At 66.1% G+C, this 23,251-nt stretch carries 19 protein-coding genes, 1 pseudogene and 1 riboswitch; of the genes and pseudogenes, 9 read left to right on the top strand and 11 right to left on the bottom strand.

The genetic code is table 11. The features are described from left to right. Positions 1 to 262: 262 nt before the first annotated feature. Genes ACFU5V_RS24085 through ACFU5V_RS24070 form a run of 4 tightly spaced genes read right to left on the bottom strand, consistent with a single transcriptional unit; the run spans position 263 to position 5,308 of the window. Positions 263 to 1,162 (bottom strand): GntR family transcriptional regulator, encoded by a 900-nt coding sequence (locus tag ACFU5V_RS24085; protein WP_378702511.1) that lies wholly within the window; start codon positions 1,160 to 1,162, stop codon positions 263 to 265. A 20-nt stretch (positions 1,163 to 1,182) separates the two neighbouring features. After that, the gene (locus ACFU5V_RS24080) at positions 1,183 to 2,322 is read right to left on the bottom strand and encodes an ABC transporter ATP-binding protein (protein WP_378702509.1); all 1,140 of its coding nucleotides are present in this window, start codon (positions 2,320 to 2,322) and stop codon (positions 1,183 to 1,185) included. Beyond that, a complete protein-coding gene (locus ACFU5V_RS24075; RefSeq protein WP_378702507.1) occupies positions 2,315 to 4,087 on the bottom strand; it encodes an ABC transporter permease in 1,773 nt (590 codons plus the stop codon). Before ACFU5V_RS24075 ends, ACFU5V_RS24080 begins: the two co-directional genes overlap by 8 nt. 27 nt (positions 4,088 to 4,114) lie before the next feature. Beyond that, positions 4,115 to 5,308, bottom strand: coding sequence for an ABC transporter substrate-binding protein (locus ACFU5V_RS24070; RefSeq protein ID WP_378702505.1), 1,194 nt, complete (start codon positions 5,306 to 5,308; stop codon positions 4,115 to 4,117). 336 nt (positions 5,309 to 5,644) lie between these two features. Between ACFU5V_RS24070 and ACFU5V_RS24065 the strand changes: the two genes are divergently transcribed. The 5 genes from ACFU5V_RS24065 to ACFU5V_RS24045 all read left to right on the top strand — a co-directional run bounded on the left by ACFU5V_RS24065 (position 5,645) and on the right by ACFU5V_RS24045 (position 10,063). Further along, entirely contained in the window at positions 5,645 to 6,727 is a 1,083-nt protein-coding gene (locus ACFU5V_RS24065) for an isocitrate/isopropylmalate dehydrogenase family protein (protein ID WP_378702503.1), read from the top strand. Between the two features lie 37 nt (positions 6,728 to 6,764). Continuing rightward, a complete protein-coding gene (locus ACFU5V_RS24060) occupies positions 6,765 to 7,433 on the top strand; it encodes a hypothetical protein (protein ID WP_378702501.1) in 669 nt (222 codons plus the stop codon). Then, positions 7,430 to 8,704 carry a 3-oxo-tetronate kinase gene (gene otnK / locus ACFU5V_RS24055; RefSeq protein ID WP_378702499.1) on the top strand — a complete coding sequence of 425 codons (1,275 nt, stop codon included), beginning with the start codon at positions 7,430 to 7,432 and terminating at the stop codon, positions 8,702 to 8,704. The genes ACFU5V_RS24060 and otnK overlap by 4 nt, the downstream gene beginning before the upstream one ends. Next, a complete protein-coding gene (otnC, locus tag ACFU5V_RS24050) occupies positions 8,701 to 9,324 on the top strand; it encodes a 3-oxo-tetronate 4-phosphate decarboxylase (RefSeq protein ID WP_378702497.1) in 624 nt (207 codons plus the stop codon). The genes otnK and otnC overlap by 4 nt, the downstream gene beginning before the upstream one ends. A gap of 265 nt (positions 9,325 to 9,589) precedes the next feature. Then, positions 9,590 to 10,063, top strand: a complete 474-nt coding sequence (locus ACFU5V_RS24045) for an Lrp/AsnC family transcriptional regulator (RefSeq protein ID WP_378702495.1) — start codon at positions 9,590 to 9,592, stop codon at positions 10,061 to 10,063. 11 nt (positions 10,064 to 10,074) lie between these two features. Here the strand turns inward: ACFU5V_RS24045 and ACFU5V_RS24040 are convergent, their stop codons facing one another. Beyond that, positions 10,075 to 11,424: an MFS transporter gene (locus tag ACFU5V_RS24040; protein WP_378702493.1), complete on the bottom strand. Its 1,350-nt coding sequence runs from the start codon at positions 11,422 to 11,424 to the stop codon at positions 10,075 to 10,077. A gap of 335 nt (positions 11,425 to 11,759) precedes the next feature. On the opposite strand from ACFU5V_RS24040, the gene ACFU5V_RS24035 reads away from it, so the two are divergent. The 3 genes from ACFU5V_RS24035 (at position 11,760) to ACFU5V_RS24025 (ending at position 14,969) form a co-directional block, all read left to right on the top strand. Continuing rightward, positions 11,760 to 12,713 (top strand): LysR family transcriptional regulator, encoded by a 954-nt coding sequence (locus ACFU5V_RS24035; RefSeq protein WP_378702491.1) that lies wholly within the window; start codon positions 11,760 to 11,762, stop codon positions 12,711 to 12,713. A 232-nt stretch (positions 12,714 to 12,945) separates the two neighbouring features. Next, a complete protein-coding gene (locus tag ACFU5V_RS24030) occupies positions 12,946 to 13,917 on the top strand; it encodes a putative oxygenase MesX (RefSeq protein ID WP_378702489.1) in 972 nt (323 codons plus the stop codon). A 26-nt stretch (positions 13,918 to 13,943) separates the two neighbouring features. Continuing rightward, a complete protein-coding gene (locus tag ACFU5V_RS24025; RefSeq protein WP_378702487.1) occupies positions 13,944 to 14,969 on the top strand; it encodes a methionine synthase in 1,026 nt (341 codons plus the stop codon). A 234-nt stretch (positions 14,970 to 15,203) separates the two neighbouring features. Here the strand turns inward: ACFU5V_RS24025 and ACFU5V_RS24020 are convergent. From ACFU5V_RS24020 to prpD, 6 genes and pseudogenes are all read right to left on the bottom strand, one after another. Next, positions 15,204 to 15,812, bottom strand: a pseudogene (locus ACFU5V_RS24020) (ABC transporter ATP-binding protein); the annotation flags it as partial. Next, positions 15,809 to 16,813: a FecCD family ABC transporter permease gene (locus ACFU5V_RS24015; RefSeq protein ID WP_378702700.1), complete on the bottom strand. Its 1,005-nt coding sequence runs from the start codon at positions 16,811 to 16,813 to the stop codon at positions 15,809 to 15,811. The pseudogene ACFU5V_RS24020 and the gene ACFU5V_RS24015, both read right to left, overlap by 4 nt. 32 nt (positions 16,814 to 16,845) lie before the next feature. Beyond that, positions 16,846 to 17,886: an ABC transporter substrate-binding protein gene (locus ACFU5V_RS24010; protein ID WP_378702485.1), complete on the bottom strand. Its 1,041-nt coding sequence runs from the start codon at positions 17,884 to 17,886 to the stop codon at positions 16,846 to 16,848. Positions 17,887 to 17,928: 42 nt separating this feature from the next. Continuing rightward, positions 17,929 to 18,059, bottom strand: a riboswitch (cobalamin riboswitch). 28 nt (positions 18,060 to 18,087) lie between these two features. Next, positions 18,088 to 19,233, bottom strand: a complete 1,146-nt coding sequence (locus ACFU5V_RS24005) for a bifunctional 2-methylcitrate synthase/citrate synthase (RefSeq protein WP_378702483.1) — start codon at positions 19,231 to 19,233, stop codon at positions 18,088 to 18,090. Continuing rightward, entirely contained in the window at positions 19,233 to 20,171 is a 939-nt protein-coding gene (gene prpB / locus ACFU5V_RS24000; RefSeq protein ID WP_378702481.1) for a methylisocitrate lyase, read from the bottom strand. Before prpB ends, ACFU5V_RS24005 begins: the two co-directional genes overlap by 1 nt. Further along, positions 20,171 to 21,673 carry a 2-methylcitrate dehydratase PrpD gene (prpD, locus tag ACFU5V_RS23995; RefSeq protein WP_378702479.1) on the bottom strand — a complete coding sequence of 501 codons (1,503 nt, stop codon included), beginning with the start codon at positions 21,671 to 21,673 and terminating at the stop codon, positions 20,171 to 20,173. The genes prpB and prpD overlap by 1 nt, the downstream gene beginning before the upstream one ends. 151 nt (positions 21,674 to 21,824) lie before the next feature. Between prpD and ACFU5V_RS23990 the strand changes: the two genes are divergently transcribed. Beyond that, the gene (locus ACFU5V_RS23990; protein ID WP_378702477.1) at positions 21,825 to 23,249 is read left to right on the top strand and encodes a short-chain fatty acyl-CoA regulator family protein; all 1,425 of its coding nucleotides are present in this window, start codon (positions 21,825 to 21,827) and stop codon (positions 23,247 to 23,249) included. The last annotated feature ends 2 nt before the right edge of the window (positions 23,250 to 23,251 follow it).

The raw sequence follows: 23,251 nt of genomic DNA, 5'->3' as shown, positions 1-23,251 counted from the left end.
CACTGAGCTGTGTGCGTGAAACTGGTCTGTTGTTGCCGATTGATACAAAATGAGAATTCCCGCGTGCCGAGTCGATCGCGAACCGACTCCCCATTCACATTGGGCTGGAGTCGGTTACGCCCGGAACTGACAGAGCCGGCGCTGGAGACGCCTGGCCTACCACTCACATACTGTACTAATTGACGTAAGAATACAAGTGTGGAAATCGCGTGCACCAGCCCGGATACCCGGAGTCGGGAACCGTGGCCGACGCGGCCGGCGGTCAGCGTTTGATGCCGGTCTTCTTCTCGCGGACGGTGTCGAGGTGGTGGCGGAGAAACTGGGCGGCTTGTTCGTTGTTGCCGGCTTCGAGGAGGTCGAGTAGGTGCAGGTGTTCGGTGGCCTGGGTGACCAGGCGGGCGCGGTCGGCCTGGTGGTTGTACTCGATGAGCCGGCGCAGCCGGTTGACGCGGCGGACTGCGTCGGACAGGTACGCGTTGTGGGCGCAGTCGACGATCATCTCGTGGAATTCGGACCCGTAGCGGAACAGTTCGGTGCGGGAGAGGAACACGATGTTGCCGTGCAGCATCGATTCCTGTTGTTTGCGGTGCAGGGCGAATGCGTCGGGGTCGATCGTGTAACCGGGTTCGAGGAGGGCGGCGGGTTCGACGATGAGACGGAATCGGTAGGACTGATCGTGCGCCTCGGCGGTGGTGAGTGTCCGGGAGAATTCCCACCCGCGGCCCCGGCGGCGGCGGATCAGATCTTCCGATTCCATCCGGGTGAGCACGAGGTTCGCCTGCCGGGTGGTCAGACCGTAACGCCTGGCGAGGTCGGTGGTGGTGAACTCGCCGGTGAACCGTCCACCGAGGTGGTCGTCGACGATCCGGAAGTACAGTTGCTCCTCGTCGCCGCTGTCGGTGGAGAACGCGACCTTGGCCAGATCGGCGGCCGACATCTTCAGGTGGAACCCCCGGCGCGGGAGTTGTTCGACCAGTCCGATGTCGGCCAGGTGGGAGAGGGCTTTGCGGGCCGGGGTGCGCGAGACCCGCAACGAGTCCGCGACCCATTGCTCGGACAGGTGCGCACCCTCGTCGAGTTTCTCCTCGCGGATCAGCTCGATCACCCGCATGGCCAGGGACGTCGGTGAAACCCGAGTCGACAGCAATCCCACCGACGTCATCGTCGTTCTTCCTCTCGTCCTCAGTGCACGGTCATCAATTGTCTGGCCTCATCGGAGACCGGTGCGGCCTCAGGGTAGATCAGGCATCCGTCCTCGGGTAGGGCGAGCGTGACCTTTCCGGCGAAGCGGCCGTGGTGGTGCTGCGCCTGCACGACGACGTCACCGACCTGCACCTGGTATTCGAACCGGGATCCGACGTAGGCGGTCTCGAGCACCGTTCCGGACAGGGCACTGCCCGGGGGCACGTTCGCGGCGGCATCCGCGAGGACGAGGCGTTCCGGGCGAATGGCGACGGTGACCTTCTGCCCGGGATCGAACTGCCCGGTCACGCCCTGGAACGCGGTGTTGACGAGCAGCGACTGATCCGAGCAGGTCAGGTTCAGGACCACCTCGTCGCCGTGGACACCGGTGACGACACCGCCCAAGAAGTTGCAGCGTCCGATGAAGTTGGCGACCTCGGCGACGGCGGGCTTTTCGTAGATCTCGGTGGGGGTGCCGACCTGGAGCATGTTGCCCTTCGACATGACCGCGATCCGGTCGCTGAGCGAGAGCGCCTCGTCCTGGTCGTGGGTGACGTAGATGGTGGTGATACCGACCTCGGACTGCAGCCGCTTGAGCCAGGAGCGGGCCTGCTCGCGCAGTTTCGCGTCGAGGTTGGACAGCGGCTCGTCGAGCAGGAGCACCTTCGGCGCATAGACCAGGGCCCGGGCGAGGGCGACGCGCTGCTGCTGCCCACCCGACATCTGATGGGGATACCGGTCCTTCAGGTGAAGGAGGCCGACTTTGTCGAGGGCGTCGGCGATCAGTTCGGCGCGGCGCGGCTTGGGGACCTTGCGGAGTTTCAGCGGCAACGCGAGGTTGTCGCCGATCGTCATGTGCGGCCAGAGGGCGTAGGACTGGAACACCATCCCCAGGTCGCGGCCCTCGGGGGCGACGAACACGTTGGCGTTCGAGTCCAGGAAGACGATGTCGGCGACGCTGATGAACCCCTCGTCCGGGCGTTCGAGGCCGGCGACGCAGTTCAGGGTGGTCGATTTGCCGCAGCCGCTGGGGCCGAGGAGGGTGAAGAACTCCCCGTCCGCGATAGTGAAGCTGACATCGTTGAGGACCCGGTTTCCCGCATAGTCCTTGATCAGGTTCTTGACGACGACCTCAGGCATTTTCCTTGTGTCCCTTCAGGAGGCGGTTGGCGATCAGCACGAACACCGCGGTCAGTGCGATCTGGACGGTCGCCAGGGCGGCGACGGATCCGGTGTTGCCCTGCGTCCAGAGTTCGAGGGCGGTGGTGCCGATGACGTTGGTGCGGGCCGACGACAAGAAGATGGCGGGGGAATATTCCTTGATCATGGTGACGAACACCAGGACCATGGCGCCGGCGAAGGCGGGCGCGATGAGTTTGGCGAGGATGCGGGTGAACGTGCGGAACCAGTCGGCTCCGCTGACCCGGGCGGCGTTGTCGAGTTCGGCGCCGAGTTGCATGATCACCGGGGCGAGGTTGCCGTAGGCGGAGGGCAGGGCGCGCAGGCCGAACGCGATGACGAGGATCCACAAGGTTCCCGAAAGCAGTACGCCGATGAAGCTGGGTGCGTAGGCGACCGCCCAGAAGAAGCCGATACCGATGATCAGGCCCGGCATGGCCTGCGGCGCGAGCGCCAGGTACTCGACGACCTTGTTGAACCGGAAGGTGGATCGGCGCGAGACCAGCACGGCGAGGGTGGCGAGGAAGCTGATCACCACGGCGCCGACGACGGCGATGACGATGCTGTTGACGATCGACTGCCGGTAGGCCTCGTATTCGAAGATCCGCTGGTAGTTGTCGAACGTCAGGGTCGAGAACGGTGAGCGCAGCGGGGTCAGCACGAGGGTGAACGATCGGAAGATGAGTCCGAAGATCGGAATGATCGCACCGAAGATCAGGTAGATGGCGATGAAGAACAGGCCGACCCACTTCATCGGGCCCAGCTCGAGCAGCCGCGGGCGGGTGGCCTTGCCGCGGACGGACACGAATCGCTGCGAGTTCTTGAGGAGCTTGGCCTGCGACCAGACGAGCACCATGGTGACCAGCAGGATCAGCGCCGACGCGGCACCGAGGATGCCGTAGTCCGGGTCGATGGACTGCAGGCCGTTGGTGTACAGGAAGGTCGAGAACACCTGGATGTCGACGGGTGCACCGTAGAGCAGTGGGACGCTGAGGGTTTCGATGGACATGCTCATGATCAGCACGGAGCTGTAGACGACCGGGGGCCGCAGCATGGGGACGACGACACTGAAGAGGATGCGCAGGGGTCCGGCGCCACACACCTGGGCGGCGCTTTCGAGTGAGGCGTCGCTGCGGCGCAGGACGTTGACGCAGAAGATGTAGGCGATCGGCGCCAGCGCGACGGCTTCGGTGAGCGCCATGCCGGTGATGGAGTACAGGTTCCAGGGCACGAACCCCAGCAGTTGCCGCACCTGGACGCTGAAGAATCCGGCGGGACCGTACATGGTGATCCAGCCGAAGCCGAGCAGCAGCGACGAGATGAAGAACGGCCACTGCATGCCGCCGCCGATCAGCCGACCGAACGGCAGCTTGGTGCGGACGGTGAGGATCGCCATCGGAACGGCGAACAGCTGGGCGAGGACGGTGGTGAGGATCGCGAACTTCGCGGTGTTCCACACCACGGTGCCGAAGCCGGCGTCGGTGAAGAGGCTGACGTAGTTGTCGAGGGTGAAGACTCCGCCGGCCTCGTACAGTGGCCGATCGACGACCGACTGGTAGAGAATCGGGACGACCGGGGCGAGGACGAGGACGGCGAGAACGCCCAGGGTCAGGTACTGGATCAGGTTGTCGCGCCGGACGCCGAGGAACTGGCGGTAGCGCGGGGGCTCGAACTCACCGGGTTTCGCGGGCCGAACTTCGGTCGCGGACCGGGTGGATGTGGTCATGGTCATGATGCTCCGTTCACCTCCTCGTCAGCCGAGCAGGGATGTCCAGCGGGCGACGAACTCGTCGGACTGGTCTTCGGGGGTTTTGACGTACGGGATCTGGATGACGTTCTCGGCACCGACCTCGCCGAGGACGTCGTCGTAGGTGGGGACGTGGGACTCGGGCGATTCCTGCACCCCGGGCCGATACGCGGTGAGACCGCCTTCGGCCACCTTGTTCTGGCCCTCCTCGGAGAGCACGTAGTCGAGGAAGAGTTTGGCGGTCGCCGAGTGCGGTGCGCTGCTGGGGATTCCGATGCCGCGGCGCAGCATGGGCTGTCCGTCGTCGATGAAGCTCGCCTTCAGCAACCCGCCGGTGCGCTCTTCCGCGGTCAGCGCCGGAGCGCCCATGAAGAACGCGACCGAGTATTCGCCCGAGGTGACCTTCTCGAGCATCGAACCGGTGGACGTCTCCGGGCGGGCCTGCGGCAGGATCGCCGCCATGTCCTCCCATGCGGTCGGCGAGTGCTCCATGAACGCCGAGGTCACGGTGTAGCCGAACGCGCCCTTGACATCTCGGAACGCAATCTTGCCGTCGAAGGTGCCCGGGTCGTTCTCGACGGCCTCGGCGAGATCGTGAATACCGGTGGGCTGTTCGTCCTCGGGCAGCAGCTCGGTGTTGTAGGCGACCGTGATGGGATCGACGGACAGGACGTGAACGTTGGGGATGGGCTGAGCGAAGTCCGGCAGTGCCGCGAGTTCGGGCGAGGCGTAGTCGAGCAGTGTGCCCGGGCGTTCCGCGAAATCACCCCAGGCCTCGGCGGCGTTGGACACCACGATGTCGGCCTGCGCGGATCCGGTGGCCTGCTCGCTCAGGGTGCGCTGGAACACCTCGTCGCTGTCGAGGTTGGTCGCATTGACCGAGCCCACCCAGGGGTACTTGGTCTTGAATGCCTCGAAGATGGGCACCCAGTTCTCCTGATCGGTGTTGGAGTAGATCGTCAGCTCACCGCCCTCGGACTTCGACTGGTCGACGATCTGCTGATAGTCCGCGGGGTAGGACGTCGGCAGTTCGACTGTCATGGCGGCGATTTCGCTGTCGGACGGCCCACCGCACGCGGTCGAGGTCACGGTGAGAGCGGCGGCCACCGACACGGCGAACAGTGACGACCGGGTGACTCGGTGCGAGGTCGTGTCTCTGCCCTTTCCGGTGCGGGTGGCGCGGGGTGATGGGCGGTCCATCAGGCCTCCTGGGCTGGGTGACGCGGGTAACGGGCAAGGTGATGTGTGACACAGAGCATGCGTCGCCCGGGGGCGTCCAGTCAAGGGGCGCGAGCAAGAAATTGCATCGAAACTTTTCATAGAACAATCTTGCCACTCAGACGCTCGAGGTGCGGAGGCCCCACGACGGGTGGCTCCTACCGGCTACAACGCGGGAGATGGCACCGAACTCTTCCCATTTCGGTGAGACGTGTGCCACAATCAAAATTGTATTAGCCAGAGAGATAGAACAATCTTGCAGTGAGCCTCTCCACCGGCACCGCGACTCTCAGAACACGCACTTCGGAAGGAACACCTATGACTGCCACCCACAACCTGCGCCTGGGACTGCTCGAGGGCGACGGCATCGGACCGGAAATCGTGCCGGCGGCGGTCGAGGTCGTCGACGCCGCCCTCGATGCCGCCGGCGCCGCCCCCTTCGAATGGGTGCGCCTGCCGCTGGGCCGGTCGGCGATCGACACCCACGGCAGCCCGACCCCGTCCTCGACCCTCGACGCCCTCGCCGGCACCGACGCCTGGCTGCTCGGACCGCACGACAGCGCCGCTTACCCGGAGCCGTACAAGTCCCAGCTCAACCCCAGCGGCACCATCCGCAAGCACTTCGGTCTGTTCGCCAACATTCGCCCCGCGAAAGCGTTCGAGGGTGCACGTTCGATCGTTCCCGGCACCGACCTGGTCATCGTCCGCGAGAACACCCAGGGCTTCTACGCCGACCGCAACACCTATGCCGGCACAGGCGAATTCATGCCGGACGCGAACACCGCCATCGCGATGGGCATCATCACCCGCGACGCCGTGGAAAAGATCGCGCGCACCGCGTTCGAACTCGCCCAGGCGCGCCGGGGCAAGCTCACCATCGTCCACAAGGCCAACGTGCTGCGCCTGACCACCGGGTTGTTCCGCGACGTCTGCCGCGAGATCGGTCAGCAGTTCCCCGACGTCGAAGTCGACGACTTCCACATCGACGCCATGACCGTGCACCTGGTCCGCAGGGCCGACAAGTTCGACGTCATCGTCACCGAGAACATGTTCGGCGACATCCTCTCCGATCTCGCCGGGGAAATCGCCGGATCACTGGGCATCGCGCCGTCGATCAACGCGTCCCTCGACCGCGCCATGGCCCAGGCCTCCCACGGATCCGCTCCCGACATCGCCGGCCGCAACATCGCGAACCCCATCGCGATGATCCTGTCGGCGGGCATGCTGCTGCAGTGGCTCGGCGCCAAGCACAACGACGCCGCACTGATCAAGGCCGCCGACCTGATCGAAACCGGCGTGAACGCCACCGTCGCGAGCGGGACCGTCACCCCGGACATGGGCGGCCACGCGGGCACCAGCGACTTCGGCAGCGCTGTCGCGAAGTCCATCAGCGGCAGCTGAGTCCTTCGGCCCAGCACCACGAGGTGAGGAACAGACCGTGACCGCACACCCGATGATCGCCGTCGTCCATTCGACGACCGCATCCATCGCCCCGACCACCGCGGCGTTCGTCCGCGAACTGCCGCAGGCGCGACTGTGGAACCTGCTCGACGATCGTCTCGGTGCGGACGCCGACCGACTGGGCACCGTCACCCCACCTCTGCGGCGCAGGATGCTCGACCTGATTCAGCACGGCATCGACGGCGGCGCCGATGCCGTGCTGATGGCCTGCTCCATGTACGGCGACACCGTCGCGGTGGCCGAACAAATATGGACCACACCGGTGTTCGCATCCGATCTGGACATGATGAACCACCTCGCGCGCACTCGACCCCGCACGGTGGCGGTACTGGCCTCGCTCGAAGCGGCGGCCGTCGACTCCGCCACACGGCTGCGCATCCACCTCGACGCCCAGCACGCGAACACCGAGATCGTCCCGATCTTCAGCACCGGTGCGGCGTCCGCGGCCGCGGCCGGTGACCTGAACCAGCTCGTCGACACACTCGCCGCCGACCTCGACGGACGAGACGTCGACACCCTGTGCATCGCCCAGTACTCACTCAGTCCGGCCGCGGACGGGCTCGCCGAGCGGACCGGCCTGCCGGTGGTCAGCCCGCCGAACCTGGCGGCGCGCGCGGTCCGGGAACGATTGGAGAGCGCATCATGACCACACCGATCATCGGCTGCATCGCCGACGACTACACCGGCGGCACCGACGTCGCCGCCGCGCTACGCCGCGGCGGACTGCACACCGTCCTGCTGTTCGGACCACCCGATCCGCACACGAGTCTCGGCGGAGCCGACGCAGCGGTGATCGCACTCAAAACCCGCTCGCTGCCGCCGCCGCGGGCCGTCGACATGTCGCTGTCCGCGCAACGGTGGCTGCACGATCGCGACACGAGTCAGATCTATTTCAAGTACTGCTCGACGTTCGACTCCACCGACGACGGCAACATCGGGCCGGTCACCGACGCCCTCCTCGACGGACAGTCCGCCGGAGTGACCGTCGTCTGCCCGGCCGCCCCCGAACACGGACGCACCGTGTACCAGGGGCACCTGTTCGTGCACGACCGCTTGCTGTCCGAATCGTCGATGCGCCACCATCCGCTCACCCCAATGACCGACCCCGACCTGATTCGTGTGCTGCAACGGCAGACCTCGCACCCGGTGGGCCTCGTTCCGCTGCAGATCGTTCACCAGGGTGCGGACGCTGTCGCGGACCGGATCACCGAACTCGCCGACGAGGGAGTGCGGCACGTGGTCGTCGACGCCGTCGACGAATCCGACCTCGACACGATCGCCACCGCCACCCGAGCCCTGCCGATCGTCACCGGGTCGGCCGGTCTCGCCGGTGCCGTCGGGCGCATCACACCCCGAGCCACCCGCACCGACACGGACCCCCACCCCACATCGACGGACCCCCACCCCACATCGACGGGCCCCACCGTCCTGTTCGCAGGCAGCTGCTCCCAGGCCACCCTCGGCCAGGTCGCTCTCGCCCGCGAGAAGTTCGCCTCCTACCGCCTCGACCCCCGCACCGTCGACGACGTGGCCGACCTGCTGCCCGCCGCGCACGCTTGGCTCACCGCCCATCTCGGCGACGACCCGATCCTGATCTACTCCTCCGCCCCGGCGGAGGACCGCGGGCCGGCCGATCCGCAGACCGCCGCTGCACTCGAGACGCTGATGGGGGCCCTCGCCCGGGCCGCCGTCACCGCCGGCGCCCGCCGGCTCGTCGTCGCCGGCGGCGAAACCTCGGGCGTCGTGGTCGACGCGCTCGGTGTCACCGCCGTGCGTATCGACGCGGAGATGGATCGCGGTGTGCCCTGGTGCACGACCCTCGGCACCGACGAGCCGGTCGCGCTACTCCTCAAGTCCGGCAACTTCGGCACCCCCGACCTGCTGGTGCGCGCCGCACTGCCGGGACCGGCCGAATGAGCATCGCCGACCAGATCGTCGCTCTCGGCGACTCCTTCTTCAGTCGCAGCCTCACCTTCGGCCGCACCGGCAACCTCAGCGCCGTCGACCACGACGGCACCGTGCTGATGACCCCGACCGGGGTGAGTTTGGGACAACTCGACCCGGAAGCCCTCTCCCGCGTCAGCATCGACGGGCGGCACCTCCACGGCCCGAAACCGACGAAAGAGGCGTTCCTGCATCTGGCGATGTACCGGGCACGCCCGGAAGCCCGGGCAGTCGTGCACACTCACAGCACCCATTCCGTTGCCGTCTCCTGCATGCGAGATACCGACCCGCACAACGCGATCCCGCCACTGACCGCGTACTACGCCATGCGGGTGGGTGTATTGCCGCTCCTGCCGTATCACGCCCCCGGCGACAACCGGCTCGGACCGCTCGCCGAATCCCTCGCCGCCGACCACCACGCACTCCTACTCGCCAACCACGGTCCCGTCGTCGCCGGCACGGACCTCGCCTCCGCCGCCGACGCACTCGAAGAACTCGAAGAGACCGCGAAGCTTCACCTGCTCCTGCACGGGCACGAGACCTCGCCGGTCTCCGCGGACGAGGTGGCCCGACTGAGAGAAATCCACCAATGACACCCGCAAACTCGCCGATCGCGGATGTGTCGGCATCCTCACCACCAACGGCAGTCCCGCCATGGCCTCCTGGGAGGCCGCACCAAGATGGTCGGCGCCAACCTCCGGTCGGGGATGGAACGGGAGTACCGCCGCCCATGCGCGACCGTTTCGGTCAGAATGATGCACTCATGCAAACATCGGGGTCCAGCATGCGCAAGTGCTGTCTATCAAATTAAGCAAAATGCCCAACTCCCAGCACGGAGAGTGTGCGATACTGCGCTCCATGACGAGACTCGATCGAACCGATGCCCGCCTGCTACTCGCCCTGTGCGACGCACCCCGCGCCACCGGCGTCCAATTGGCAACCCTGCTGGGGATGGCACGGAATACCGTGCAGGCACGGATGTCTCGCTGGGAGGAGCAGCACGTGCTCGCACCCGTCGACCGCTGTGTGTCACCCCGCGACCTGGGGTACCCCTTGCAGGCGTTCGTCACCGCGGTGGTCGACCAGCACCGCCTCGAGGACGTCATCGACCACCTCCGCGACATCGCGGAGGTGGTCGAGGTCGTCGGCATCTCGGGAGCGGCTGACCTGCACATCGGCGTGGTCGCCGTCGATGCCGACGACCTGTACCGCGTCGCAGGCCTCATCCTCGCCGTGCCCGGGATCGAGCGCACCACGGTGTCCGTCGCCATGCGCGACGCCATCCCCTACCGGACCCGCCCACTGCTCGAGCGGATCGCCGAGGAGCGCTGACCCGGGGCCCTTCAGCGACGCGCGGCGACCGCGCGGGTTGCGGCGTCTTCGATACTGCGCGTGGCACTTACCCGGGTTCTGAGCACGAGTACCAGCATCACGGCGACGAGCATGACCGCCCCCACCACCCACAGGCCGGCGCGCGAGTTCCCGGTGGCGTCGAACAGCCACCCGGTGACGTACGGGGCCCCGAAACCGCTCAGGTTGCCCACCGAGTTGACGACGGCGATGCCTGCCGCGGCGCCGGCACCGGTCAGGAATGTGCTGGGCAGGTACCAGAACACGGGCAGTGCGCAGAACACACCGACGGCGTTGACGGTGACCGCGATCATCGTCGTGAGCGGCGACTGCATGTACAGGGCGACCGGGATGGAGACGGCTCCGATCAGGGTGGGGACGGCGACGTGCCAGATCCGCTCACCCGTCCGGTCGGAGTGCCTGCTCCACAACACCATTGCGACGGCGCCGACCGCGAACGGAACCGCGACGATCAACCCGGTGGTGAACAGCGAGAAATCTGTGGCGAACGTCTTCCTGAAACCGGCGACGATGCTGGGCAGGAAGAAACTGAGCGAGTACAGGCCGTAGGTGATCCCGAAGTAGACGAGGCCCAGCATCCACACGCGGGAATCCGTCAGTGCGCGTCGCACCGACCCGTGGGAACCGGATTCCGACGCCTCGGATTCGAGTTCGCGAGTGAGCCAAACCTTTTCGTCCTCGTCCAGCCACGTGGCCTGCGACGGCCGGTCCGTGAGGTAGAACCAGGTGACCACCGCGAGCAGCACGGCGGGTATCCCCTCGATCAGGAACATCACGCGCCAGCCGGACAGTCCGAACAGGCCGTCCCAGTATTGGATGATGGCGCTCGACAGCGGCGCCCCGAGCGCCGACGACACCGGGAGCGCGAGAAGGAACAGGCCCATCAGCCGAACCCGGTACGCGCGAGGGAACCACAGGGTCAGGTAGAGCAGGACTCCGGGGAAGAACCCGGCCTCGGCGATACCCAGCAGCATGCGCAGCCCGTACAGCGATCCGACATTGGGCACGAAGGCCATGGCCGCCGCCATGATCCCCCACGTGAGCATGATCCGGGCGATCCAGCGGCGTGCCCCGAACCTGTGCAGCGCGAGATTGCTCGGCACCTCGAACAGGAGATACCCGATGAAGAACAGCCCGGAGGCCAGGCCGAACATCGTCTCGGTGAGGCCGAGTTCCGCGCTCATGGTCAACTTCGCCAACCCGATATTGGTCCGGTCGAGGTAGTTGACGAAATAGGCCAGGCCGAGGAACGGAATGAGCCGCCGGGCGACCTTCCGGACCACCCTCGCCTCGATCTCGGGTTTCTGCAGTACAGACGACATGAATGTCTCGGCTTCCTGAAGAGTGGGCGCGCCCGACCGGGCGAGTGACGTGGACCACTGTATGAGCCGGATCAGCTCGAAACCATGGAGAAACCACACATGCGACGCCCGGATGAATGGAGGGATCCTATGCGATGACTTCCATACGGAGTGGCATACGAGCACCGGTTCGTGCAGGTGCTCGAACGCCTGGAGCACGTGCGGGTGCCGACGTTGGGCTCGGCCCGGTTGGCGTCGATGGTGGCACGGGCGACGATGCTGCCGGCCACCTCCCTGGACGGCACACCGGTCATCCGCAGCGTCGGCGAGGTGTACAGGTGCGATAGGTTTTTGCCATGGCACGGGACGTCGCGAGAACGGTGCGGGGAATCACCCTTCAGCAGTTGCGGTACTTCGTGGAGGTGGCCGCAGAAGGATCCATCAGTGCCGCGGCGGACCTGCTTTATGTCGCGCAACCGACCATGTCGGCCGCGCTGAAAGACCTCGAACGTCGCGTGGGACGTACGCTCTTCGTTCGCTCGACCCGTGGGGTGACGCTCACCGAAGACGGGGCGGAATTCCTCGGCTACGCGCGCCAGGTGGTCGAGCAATCGGAACTCCTGGAACAGCGGTATCTTGGCCGCGGGCCCTCGCGCCGACTCCTGGCCGTATCAACTCAGCACTACTCATTCGTCGTCGACGCCTTCGCCCGCATGGTGAAAGCGTCTGAGGCCGAGGAGTATGCGTTCAGTCTTCGTGAGACCCGCACGTGGGACATCATCGAGGATGTTCGCACGCTGCGAAGTGAGCTCGGTGTGCTCTATCGCAACGAGTTCAACGCAAACGTGATCAACAAGCTGATTCGCGAAGCAGGGCTGGTCTTCACGCCGCTGTTTCTGGCGTCGCCGCATATCTTCATCGCCCGCACGAACCCTCTCGCAGGGCGAAAGAGTGTGGCGCTGAGTGATCTTGAAGATTTGCCCCGGCTCACGTTCGACCAGGGTGTGAACAACTCCTTCTACCTCGCTGAAGAGATCCTCTCCACCCGTTCGTCGAAGCAGGACATTCGGGTGAGCGATCGAGCGACCATCTTCAACCTCATGATCGGTCTGGGCGGGTACACCATCTCTACCGGCATCGTCTCGGACGATCTCGATCCGTCTATCGTCGCTGTTCCGCTCGACGTGGACGATCGCATCGAGATCGGTTGGATCGGTCATGCCTCGGTGTCTTTGACCGCCCAGGCTCAGCGTTTCGTGGCGGAGATGCGCGACGTCGTTTCGGGGTTCGGAGTCGATCTGCTGGCATAGCCATTGGCTATATCCAGCTATCGCAAGAGGTAATTAGGCTATAGCGGCGGGGCTACTTACACTGACTTCCACGCCACTTCGGACAGTCGGCTCCCTGGGTTTTCGGCCTGAAAGATCGGCCCTGGACCATCGGGAGATTCGGTTGAAGTGCTGCGAAAACTCAGGCAGTGAACCCGTGCGGTGACGCGCTCGTCGCTGCACTCACCGCAAGTGATTGGGGCAATTGATCAGCATGACGAACGACTGTGCTTTCAGCATCAGCACGACGCGCTTCGATGAGGACTACACCCCGACGACCAACTCGCGCAGCACGACAAACTTCGCGAATCTCGCACGCGGCGAGAATCGTCGGCAGAATCTGCGCAACGCGGTGACGATGATGAACACCCGTGTCAACGAGGTGGTGCACTGGGACAATCCGCGTGGTGACCGCTACGCACTCGAACTCGACATCGTCTCGGTGGACCTGCATCTCGCGTCGGCCGGGGATGACGCCGCGTTTCCGGTGATCGAAGTGCTCGACGTCGACATCGTCGATACCACCACGGGCGCCCGCACGGAGGGCATCGTCGGAAACAACTTCTCCTCATACATTCGCGACTACGATTTCAGCGTTCGGCTCCCGGGGCACCAAGCGACGGGAATCCCCAGCGACTTCGGCGATCTGCACGGGCAGGTCTTTCAGCGTTTTGTCGAATCGGACGAGTACCGCGAACGGTTCTCGCAGCCACCAGTCATCTGCATCAGCGTTTCGACGTCCAGGACGTACCGCCGACTCACGAATTACCACCCGATTCTCGGGGTGGAGTATGTGGCAGAGGAGAAGTCGCTCACCGATCAGTACTTCGCGAAGATGGGGCTCAGGGTTCGCCACTTCATGCCTCAGGGGTCCGTCGCTCCATTGGCCTTTTACCACCGCGGTGACTTGCTCAACGACTATTCATTCCTCGCACTCGCGGGAACGATCGCGACGATGGAGACGTTTCAGAAGATCTATCGCCCCGAGATCTACAACGCGAACACTGCGGCGTCGGAGGTGTACCAGCCGAGTCTCGACAACGGCAACTATTCACTTCCGCAAGTGAGCTACGACCGTGTTGAGCGCACTCGGCTCGCGGCCACACAGGGAAAGTTCACCGAGGTGAATCTCATGAAACCGTATGGCCCCGTTCTTGAACGGTGGGCTACCAAGCAATCCGCCTGACCGTGCGAGACCGAAAGGTACCAGAGATGAACACACTCCTGCCCACCTCCATCGTCGGTAGCCTGCCCAAGCCCTCGTGGCTCTCGGAGCCAGAGAAGCTCTGGTCGCCGTGGAAGTTGCGAGACGACGAACTGAGCGAAGGGAAACTCGACGCCCAGACACTCGCAGCACATGAGCAGCGACGTGCCGGGCTCGACATCATCAGCGATGGTGAACAGACGCGTCAGCATTTCGTGACCACGTTCATCGAGCACCTCAGCGGCGTCGACTTCGACCGGCGCGAGACCGTGCGAATTCGTGACCGCTACGAGGCGAGCGTCCCGACGGTTGTCGGCGCCGTGAGCCGCGAAAAGTCCGTGTTCGCAGCGGATGCGACGCGTCTTCGAGCAGCCACCGACCAGCCGATCAAATGGGCCCTGCCCGGCCCCATGACAATGATCGACACGCTCTATGACGACCACTACAAAAGTCGCGAAAAGCTCGCATGGGAGTTCGCGACCATCCTGAACCACGAAGCAAAGGACCTGGAAGCGGCCGGCGTCGACATAATCCAGATCGATGAGCCCGCGTTCAACGTGTTCTTCGACGAACTGAAAGACTGGGGAGTAGCGGCGCTCGAGCGTGCGACCGAAGGGCTGAGCTGCGAGACTGCCGTTCACATCTGTTACGGCTACGGCATCAAAGCCAACACCGACTGGAAGGCAACGCTCGGGGCCGATTGGCGCCAGTACGAAGAGTCGTTTCCACTGCTGCAACAGTCATCCATCGACATCGTGTCGCTGGAGAGTCACAATTCGCGGGTACCTGTCGACCTGATCGAACTGCTGCGGGGCAAGAAGGTCATGCTGGGTGCGATCGACGTGGCGAGCGACACCATCGAGACGCCCGAAGAGGTCGTCGCAACCCTTCGTCGCGCACTCCCGTATGTTGACGCAGACAAGCTCTACCCGAGTACCAATTGCGGTATGGCGCCGCTCAACCGACGCGTCGCACGAGACAAGATGGTCGCGCTCGCCGCTGGGGCCGAACTTCTGCGATGTGAGTTGTCCTAGCGACTCCGACGACTCGGCGGCCTCCGAAGCGGTTCCCGCGCAGCGGTTGTGGGCCAACCCCGACTGCGGAATGAAGACCCACGGTGTGGTGCATGCTCGGCCGGTGAGCGGCCCCGTGGAGGTGGAGGCGACGCTGCGTAACCTCGTCGACGCCGTGAAAGCTGGTCCGCACCGGCCTCTGACACACCCCCTGTGAGTACTTGTTAACCGCCGGCGGTTAACAAGTACTCACAGGTCGGCGGCCATCGCGGCCAGGTTGAGGTCGTGGAGGGCAATGTAACTGGTGAGAGGAAGTTCCGCGACCAGGGACTGGATGTCCAGCTGATGCTGGATGTCCAGGTGGTTGGTCGGTTCGTCGAGCAGCAGTTCGTCCGGTTCCTGTGCGAGCGCCCGCGCGATCTGGGCGCGCTGGCGTTCACCGCCGGACAGGGTGTGCCACAGTCGGTGCGACTTCGACGTCATGCCGGTGTGCTCGAGCGCCCGCTCGACAGCCGAGGTGTCCGCCGACTCCTCGCCGCCGAAGACTCCGCGGTGCGGAATCCGGCCGAGCCGGACCACGTCGAGCACGGTGATGTCGACCTCGGTGTCGGAATGCTGATCGACCATCGCCACCTGGCGAGCGACCTGCCGTCGTCGGAGGGTCCTGATGTCGGCGCCGTCGAGGAGGACACTGCCGGAGCCCGGTTCTGCGATCCCGCTGAGCAGTCGCAGGAGCGAGGACTTGCCCGAGCCATTGGGGCCGAGCAGTCCGATGGTCTCGCCGACCGCGGGGTCCACGGACACTCCGTCGAGCACGAGGTGTCCGCCGCGGCTCCAGCCGAGGTTCTTCGCGTGCAGCGTCATCGGCTGGTCCTCATGTGGAAGAGGATGACGGCGAAGGCCGGAACGCCGATCAGTGCGGTGACGACGCCGACCGGAACCTCTTGCGGTGCGAACACGGTGCGGGCTATCGCGTCCACCCACACCATGAAGATGGCGCCGACCACGGCGGTGGTGGGGAGCAGCCGGCTGTGCCGGGGTCCGACGAGGAACCGTGCGGCGTGCGGAAGGACCAGTCCGACGAACCCGATCGCGCCTGCGGCGCTCACCAGGGCGGCGGTGACGAGTGCGGTGATGGTCAGCAGGAGGATCCGGATCCATCGCACAGACACCCCGAGTGCGGCGGCCGCGGTGTTTCCGAACGTGAACGCGTCCAGCGCGGACGACTGGGTCAGGCACACCAGCAGTCCCACGAGAGTGATTGCCCCGCACAGGGTGACGTCGGCCCAATCGGCACCGGAGAGCGAGCCGAGCAGCCAGAACAGCACCCCGCGGGTCTGTTCGGCGTCCGCGGAGGAGATCACGATGAACGACGTCAACGCGGAGAACAGCTGCGTCCCGGCCACTCCCGCGAGCACCACCCGGGATGTGCCGCCGCCCGCGCCGGCAGCGAGCAGCATCACCAGGGCGAACGAGATCACCGCGCCCGCGAACGCTCCCGCCGACAGCGACACCGCCCCGGCGCCGAGACCGAGGACCGCGACGAGCACCGCCCCGGTGGACGCCCCCGACGAGATACCGAGCACGAACGGGTCGGCGAGCGGATTGCGCAGCAGCGACTGCATGATCGCCCCGCACAGCGCGAGTCCCGCGCCGCAGACGGCGGCGAGGAGGGTGCGGGGCAGTCTCAGTTCCCAGACGATGCCCTCTTTGATGCGGCTGATGTCGGCGTTCCCGAATCCGAGGCGCTCGAACACGACCGCGTAGACGTCGCCGACGGACAGGCTGGCGGGTCCGATCGTGATGACGACGGCGATCGACGCCGCCAGCACGGCGAGCCCGCCGAGCAGGCATGCCCCGAGCAGCGGCCGGGAGTCGAACCGTGTGGCCACCACGGTCAGTTCGCCAGTCCCCACTGCTTCAGCGCGGCCGCCGTCTTCTCGACGCCGTCGATGGTGCGGATCGACGGGTTCAGGTCGGCGCCGTTGACGACGATGTACTTCTTGTCGCGGACGGCGGTGAGCCGCTGGGTGACCGGATTCGATTCGAGGAACGCGATCTTGCTGTCGAGAGCGTCGCCGTCGATGCTGCGGCGACTCAGGTCCGCGAGGACCAGAGCGGTCGGGTCGCGGTCGAGGACACTCTCCCAGCTCACTTGCGGCCATTCGTTGGTCGTGTCGGCGAAGATGTTCTCGGCGCCGACGGAGTTGGTGATGATGCCGGAGGATCCGCAGCACCCCGCCATGTACGGGGTGCTGGTGTCGGCGAACCAGTACGCGAGCGATACCCCGGAGGCCTCGACCGCCCTCGACGCGGCGTCGAACCGCTGCTGCAGTTCCGCGACGAACTGCTCGCCGCGGTCACGGACGTCGAAGATGGCGGCGAGTTCGCGGATCTCCTGGTAGACGGTGTCGATGCGCAGTGGTTCGGTGCGTGCCCCGTCCGCGTTGACGCTCTCGTCGGTCTTGCCCTGGCAGTCGGTGGGCGAGAGGTAGCTGGGAACGCCCAACTGGTCGAACTGATTCCGGTCGGCGACACCGCCCGGTCCGAGGGTGCCGCCGAACGAGGCCGACACGAAGTCGGGTTCGGTGTCGAGGACCACCTCGAACGACGGCTTGTTGTCGGCGAGCCGCGGAACCTTCGCGTTGTCGGCGGCCAGGTTGTCGCGGACGGGATCGGTCCAGGTGGCGGTGCCGACCATCCGGTCCGCAAGGCCGAGGGAGAGCAGGATCTCGGTCGAGCCCTGATTGAGCGACACCGCTCGTTGCGGTGGTGCGTCGACGGTGACGCTGTGTCCGCAGTTCTCCAGGGTCATCGGGTAGGCGGAGGACTCCGAGGCCTTGCCGGGCGCCGGTTCGTACGAGGACGACGAGCATGCCGAGACCAGGACGGCCGAGACGGCGGTGAGAGCAGCGAGGTGCCGCCAAGACGTGCGCATGAAGAGCGAACTCCTTCATCAGGGCCCAGTCGCGGAGCCGAGGATCGTCACAACTCGATCGGTGAGTAGTCGGACTCCGGCCCGGGGGCCGTTACCGTTGCGCGTCAGTCCCGGATTCGCACCGGGTTCCCTCGCCGATCGTGGCCGTACGGACGGCCCCGGACACCATAGCCCCTGTGAGTACTTGTTAACCGCCGGCGGTTAACAAGTACTCACGGGCGCGAAGCGCATCAGGGCACGCTGCGCGACGCCGGTGTACTCGGACAGTGGGCGGATCAGCGCGTTCGAGTGGCCCTGCTCGATGATGTGGGCGGCCCACCCGGTGATGCGGCTCATCACGAAGATCGGGGTGAACACCTCGATGTCGAAGCCCATCAGGTAGTAGGCGGGGCCCGTGGGGAAGTCGAGGTTCGGTTTGATGCCGGTGGCCTCGTTCATCGTCTTCTCGAGGATTTCGTACATCTGCACCCACCTGTCGCCGTCGGTGCGGGCGGCGACGTCGAGGAAGGCCTGCTTCATGGTGGGAACGCGGGAGTCGCCGTTCTTGTAGACGCGGTGCCCGAAGCCCATCACCTTGTCTTTGGCGGCGAGCTTGCCGAGCAGCCACTGCTCGGCGAGGGCGGGGTCGCCGATCTCGAGCATGTGATGCATGACGGCCTCGTTGGCGCCGCCGTGCAGTGGCCCCTTCAGCGCCCCGATGGCGGCGGTGACGGCGCTGTAGATGTCGGAGAGCGTCGACGTCACCACCCGGGCGGCGAACGTGGACGCGTTGAAGGAGTGCTCGGCGTAGAGGATCAGCGACACCTCGAACGCCGTCACCAACTCCGGGGCCGGCACCTCCCCGAAGCACATGTGCAGGAAATTCTCCGCGAAACCCAGATGGCTGTGCGGGGCGATCGGGTCGAGGCCGCGGCGGCGACGGTGGTCGGCGGCCACGATGGTCGGCAGCACCGCCATCATCCGCAACGCCTTGGCCCGGTTGGCGCCAGGGGTGTTGTCGTCCTCTTCCGGGTCCTCGGCGCCGAGGTAGCTGATCGCGGTGCGCACCACATCCATCGGGTGGCAGTTCTCCGGCAGCTTCGTCACCAGCGACAGCAGCGACCGGTCGGCCCGGCGGGCGGCCCGCTCACGCTGGGTGAACAGGGCCAGCTGCGCGTCGGTGGGCAGTTCCCCGTTCCACAGCAGATACGCGACCTGCTCGAAGCTGCAATGCGCCGCCAGATCCTGCACCGCGTAGCCGCGGTAGGTCAGCGAATTGGTCTCCGGCACCACCTTCGAGATGGCGGTGGTGTCGACGACGACACCGGCCAGCCCCTTGTAGATGGTGGGTATCGCGGTTTCGGTCATCACTGGCTCCCCGTGAGTGTGAAGTTGAAGACGCCGGAATCGAACTCGTTGTACCGCTCGTACTCGAGCACCTCGTACAGGCGCGACCGGGTCTGCATCCGGCCGAGCAGCCCCTCCTGGGTGCCCTTGTCGTGGATTTCACGTAGCCCGGCCTCGATGGCGCCCATCGCCAACCGCAAGGTGGTGACCGGATAGATCACCGCGTTGTAGCCGATGTCTTGCAGCGTTTGCGCCGGGATCAACTCGGATTTGCCGAATTCGGTCATGTTCGCCAGCAACGGAATGTCCACCGCGGCCCGGAACTTCGCGAATTCTTCCTCGGTGTGCAGGGCCTCGGTGAAGATGAGGTCGGCGCCGGCGTCGGCGTACGCCTCGGCCCGCTCGATCGCCGCGTCGATGCCGACCCTGCCGGAGGCGGACATGTCACCGATCCCGGCGGCGTCGGTGCGGGCGCAGATCACGAAGTCCGGGTCCCGCCGCGCGGTGACCGCGGCCCGCAGCCGGCGGATCATCTCCTCGGTGGGCACGATGGCCTTGCCGTCGAGGTGCCCGCACCGTTTCGGGTTGACCTGATCCTCGAGGTGCAATCCGGCGATCCCGGCGTCCTCGAACACGGTGACGGTGCGGGCCGCGGACATCGGTTCGCCGAATCCGGTGTCGGCGTCGACGAGGACGGGCAGGTCGGTGATGTGGGCGATCTGCGCGCTGTGCGCAGCGACCTCGGTGAGGGTGGTCAGGCCGATGTCGGGCAGGCCGAGGGCGGCGGAGAACGCGCCGCCGGAGACGTAGGCGCCCTCGAACCCGATCTGCTGGATCAGTTTCGCGGTCAGCGGGTTGATCGCACCGGGCAGCCGTTGAATCGTCCCCGAGGCGAGTCCGGCCCGGAACGCGGCCCGTTTGTCGGTGGCGGCGGTGGCCGCGGCGATGAGGCCGCTCATCAGAACAATCCCTTCGGCGACTTCGGGGCCCGGGCGAGGACGTCGTCGGACACGGCGAACGTGAGCTGGTCCAGCTCGTCGGCCTTCAGCTCGGGGGTGCGCGCGGCGGCGTCGAGGAAGCGATCCTGCTCGGCCTGCGCAACGACACCCTCGGCGAGGGTGCGGAACTTCGCGACGTACTGCTCGCGGGCGAACGCCCGGGCCCCAAGGGGGTGCGCGTCGGCGATCGCGAGTTCGTCGACGATCACCTCACCGCTCTTCAGAGTGATCTCGGCGCGGGCGCCGAACGCCTTCTCGTCCGGGTCGGTCGAGTGGTAGCGGCGGGTCCACTCCGGGTCCTCGGCGGTGGAGATCTTCTGCCACAGTTCGATGGTGTCGGGGCGCTGCGCGCGTTCGGGGGCGTAGGACCGTTCGTGGTGCCAGGTGCCGTCCTGCAGGGCGACGGCGAAGATGTACATCACCGAGTGGTCGAGGGTTTCGCGGGAGGCGGTGGGGTCGAACTTCTGCGGGTCGTTCGAGCCGGTGCCGATGACGACGTGGGTGTGGTGGCTGGTGTGCAACACGATGGACGCGATCTGGTCGAGATCGCCGATGCGGCCACGCATCCGGCGGGCGAGGTCGATCGGGGCCTGGCTCTGGTATTCGGCGGAGTGTTCCTTGGTGTAGGTATCGAGGATGGCCCGCTTCGCCTCGCCGGGGCCGGGCAGCGGCACCTGGTATTCGGCGTTCGGGCCGCCGAGCAGCCAGGCGATGACGCCGTCCTCGCCCTCCCAGATCGGGGACGGTGCGCCCTCGCCGCGCACTGCCCGATCGACGGCCTCGACGGCCATCTTGCCAGCGAAGGCGGGGGCGTACGCCTTCCAGCTGGAGATCTCCCCCTTGCGGGACTGCCGGGTGGCGGTGGTGGTGTGCAGAGCCTGCCCGATCGCCTGGTAGACGGTGGCGGTGCCGAGGCCCAGCAGGGTGCCGATCCCGGCGGCCGCGGACGGGCCGAGGTGCGCGACGTGGTCGATCTTGTGCTCGTGCAAGCAGAGCGCGCGGACCAGGTCGACCTGGATCTCGTAGCCGGTGGCCAGACCGCGGATCAGGTCGTTGCCGTCACGGCCCGTGTGCTGCGCGACCGCGAGGATCGGCGGAATGTTGTCACCGGGGTGTGAATACTCGGCGGCGAGGAACGTGTCGTGGAAGTCCAACTCCCGCACCGCGACCCCGTTCGCCCACGCCGCCCACTCGGGCGAGAAGGTGCCAGCGACACCGAACACGGTCGACCCCGGGCTGTAGGGGTGCGACTGTGCCTGCGCCCGCGCGTTGGCAACCGGGCGGCGTGTCAGGGAGGCCGCGGCGACGGCGGCGTTGTCGATGATCCGGTTGACGATCATCTCGGCGGTCTCGGCGGGCACATCCACCGGGTCGGTGGCGACCTCGGCGATCTTCCACGCCAGATGCTCGTCGCGCGGGAAATCCTCGGCGGAGCGGTGCGTGCGTACGAGATGGGTCTTCACAGGTGTTCCTCCGGGCATCGTTGAGCTGTCTCGCTTTCGCACGCTACACAGACGCACCCACTCGCGAAATACGCCGCAAATGCCTACTTTTGCGGATCGCATCCTGCAAATTTGCGAACTTTGTGTAATCGACAGGTGCTACCTTTCGGGTATGCAGAAGATGTATGCCGGTGGTCGGCTTCGGCGGCTGCGCGAGGAGCGCGGGCTGACCCAGTCGGCGCTCGCGAAAACGCTCGGGCTGTCCACCAGCTACGTCAATCAGCTCGAAAACGACCAGCGACCGCTGACGGTCCCGGTGCTGCTGCGTCTCAATGCCGAACTCGATCTCGACATGTCGTTCTTCGCCGCCGACACCGACGCCCGGCTGCTGGCCGACCTGCAGGAGGTGTTCGGGGACAACCCCGAGGCCGCCGACCTGTCCACCACCGACATCGACGAACTCATCTCCCGGGTCCCGGCCGCAGCCCGGGTACTTGTCGGGTTGCACCGGAGGCTACGCGGCGCCACCGCGCAACTCGAGCAGTTCTCCACCGGCGTCGACGGCACACTGGCGGACCCGTCGACCGCGATGCCCTACGAGGATGTCCGCGACTTCTTCTACGACCAGCGCAACCACATCCCCGAACTCGACATCGCCGCCGAAAACCTGTTCACCTCTGAGGATTTGACCCTCGGCGGGATGGATCTGCAACTGAGCCGGCTGCTGCACGACGAACACGACATCACCGTCACCATCCGCACCGACGACCCCGACCGGCCCGGCCCGAAACGCACCTTCGACCCTGGTGCCCGGATCCTCACGCTGGCGCGCAGACTCAGCCCCGGTCAGCGCGCCTTCCAACTCGCCACGCAGCTGGCGTTTCTCACCCAGGCCGAGACGATCGACGGGATCATCGGAAAGGCGGACTCACTTCCCACCCAGTCTCGGGACCTGGCCCGGATCGGGCTCGCGAACTACTTCGCCGGCGCCCTGATCCTGCCCTACACTCCGTTCCTCGCCTCCGCGGAGGCGCTGCGCTACGACATCGACCTGTTGTCGATGAAGTTCGAGGTCGGCTTCGAAACCATCTGCCACCGCCTGTCCACGCTGCAGCGCCGCGGACGACGCGGGGTGCCGTTCTTCTTCGTCCGAACCGACCGCGCCGGCAACATCTCCAAACGCCAGTCCGCCACCGCTTTCCACTTCTCGAGGGTCGGCGGCAGCTGCCCACTGTGGGTGGTGCACGACGCGTTCGCTACCCCGGGGCGGATCCGCACCCAGATCGCGCAGATGCCCGACGGGCGCTCCTACTTGTGGCTGGCCCGCACCACCGACGAGTCCGCCCCCGGCTACCTGTCCCAGAAGCGGGACTTCGCGATCGGCCTGGGCTGCGACCTCACGTACGCGCACAAGCTCGTCTATTCCCACGGCCTGCAGATCGACGACCCGTCCACCGCCGTCCCCATCGGCCCCGGTTGCAAGGTCTGCGAGCGCGCAGGCTGCGCCCAACGCGCCTTCCCGCAACTCGGGCGCAGCATCGTCGTCGACGAGAACAGCGCCGCCAACATCCCCTATTCCCCTGTGAGTACTTGTTAACC

Origin of the sequence: Rhodococcus sp. NPDC057529, from assembly GCF_042802055.1 — a bacterium.
Classification (GTDB): Bacteria; Actinomycetota; Actinomycetes; order Mycobacteriales; family Mycobacteriaceae; genus Rhodococcus_F.
Note: the sequence above shows the minus strand (reverse complement) of the source record. Positions and strands in the feature narration are given on the sequence as shown.

Bases quoted from the DNA above. Each gene is read 5' to 3' on its own strand.
- ACFU5V_RS24085 (WP_378702511.1), bottom strand. From the start codon at position 1,162: ATGACGTCGGTGGGATTGCTGTCGACTCGGGTTTCACCGACGTCCCTG.
- ACFU5V_RS24080 (WP_378702509.1), bottom strand. From the start codon at position 2,322: ATGCCTGAGGTCGTCGTCAAGAACCTGATCAAGGACTATGCGGGAAAC.
- ACFU5V_RS24075 (WP_378702507.1), bottom strand. From the start codon at position 4,087: ATGACCACATCCACCCGGTCCGCGACCGAAGTTCGGCCCGCGAAACCC.
- ACFU5V_RS24070 (WP_378702505.1), bottom strand. From the start codon at position 5,308: ATGGACCGCCCATCACCCCGCGCCACCCGCACCGGAAAGGGCAGAGAC.
- ACFU5V_RS24065 (WP_378702503.1), top strand. From the start codon at position 5,645: ATGACTGCCACCCACAACCTGCGCCTGGGACTGCTCGAGGGCGACGGC.
- otnK (WP_378702499.1), top strand. From the start codon at position 7,430: ATGACCACACCGATCATCGGCTGCATCGCCGACGACTACACCGGCGGC.
- otnC (WP_378702497.1), top strand. From the start codon at position 8,701: ATGAGCATCGCCGACCAGATCGTCGCTCTCGGCGACTCCTTCTTCAGT.
- ACFU5V_RS24045 (WP_378702495.1), top strand. From the start codon at position 9,590: ATGACGAGACTCGATCGAACCGATGCCCGCCTGCTACTCGCCCTGTGC.
- ACFU5V_RS24040 (WP_378702493.1), bottom strand. From the start codon at position 11,424: ATGTCGTCTGTACTGCAGAAACCCGAGATCGAGGCGAGGGTGGTCCGG.
- ACFU5V_RS24035 (WP_378702491.1), top strand. From the start codon at position 11,760: ATGGCACGGGACGTCGCGAGAACGGTGCGGGGAATCACCCTTCAGCAG.
- ACFU5V_RS24030 (WP_378702489.1), top strand. From the start codon at position 12,946: ATGACGAACGACTGTGCTTTCAGCATCAGCACGACGCGCTTCGATGAG.
- ACFU5V_RS24025 (WP_378702487.1), top strand. From the start codon at position 13,944: ATGAACACACTCCTGCCCACCTCCATCGTCGGTAGCCTGCCCAAGCCC.
- ACFU5V_RS24010 (WP_378702485.1), bottom strand. From the start codon at position 17,886: ATGCGCACGTCTTGGCGGCACCTCGCTGCTCTCACCGCCGTCTCGGCC.
- ACFU5V_RS24005 (WP_378702483.1), bottom strand. From the start codon at position 19,233: ATGACCGAAACCGCGATACCCACCATCTACAAGGGGCTGGCCGGTGTC.
- prpB (WP_378702481.1), bottom strand. From the start codon at position 20,171: ATGAGCGGCCTCATCGCCGCGGCCACCGCCGCCACCGACAAACGGGCC.
- ACFU5V_RS23990 (WP_378702477.1), top strand. From the start codon at position 21,825: ATGCAGAAGATGTATGCCGGTGGTCGGCTTCGGCGGCTGCGCGAGGAG.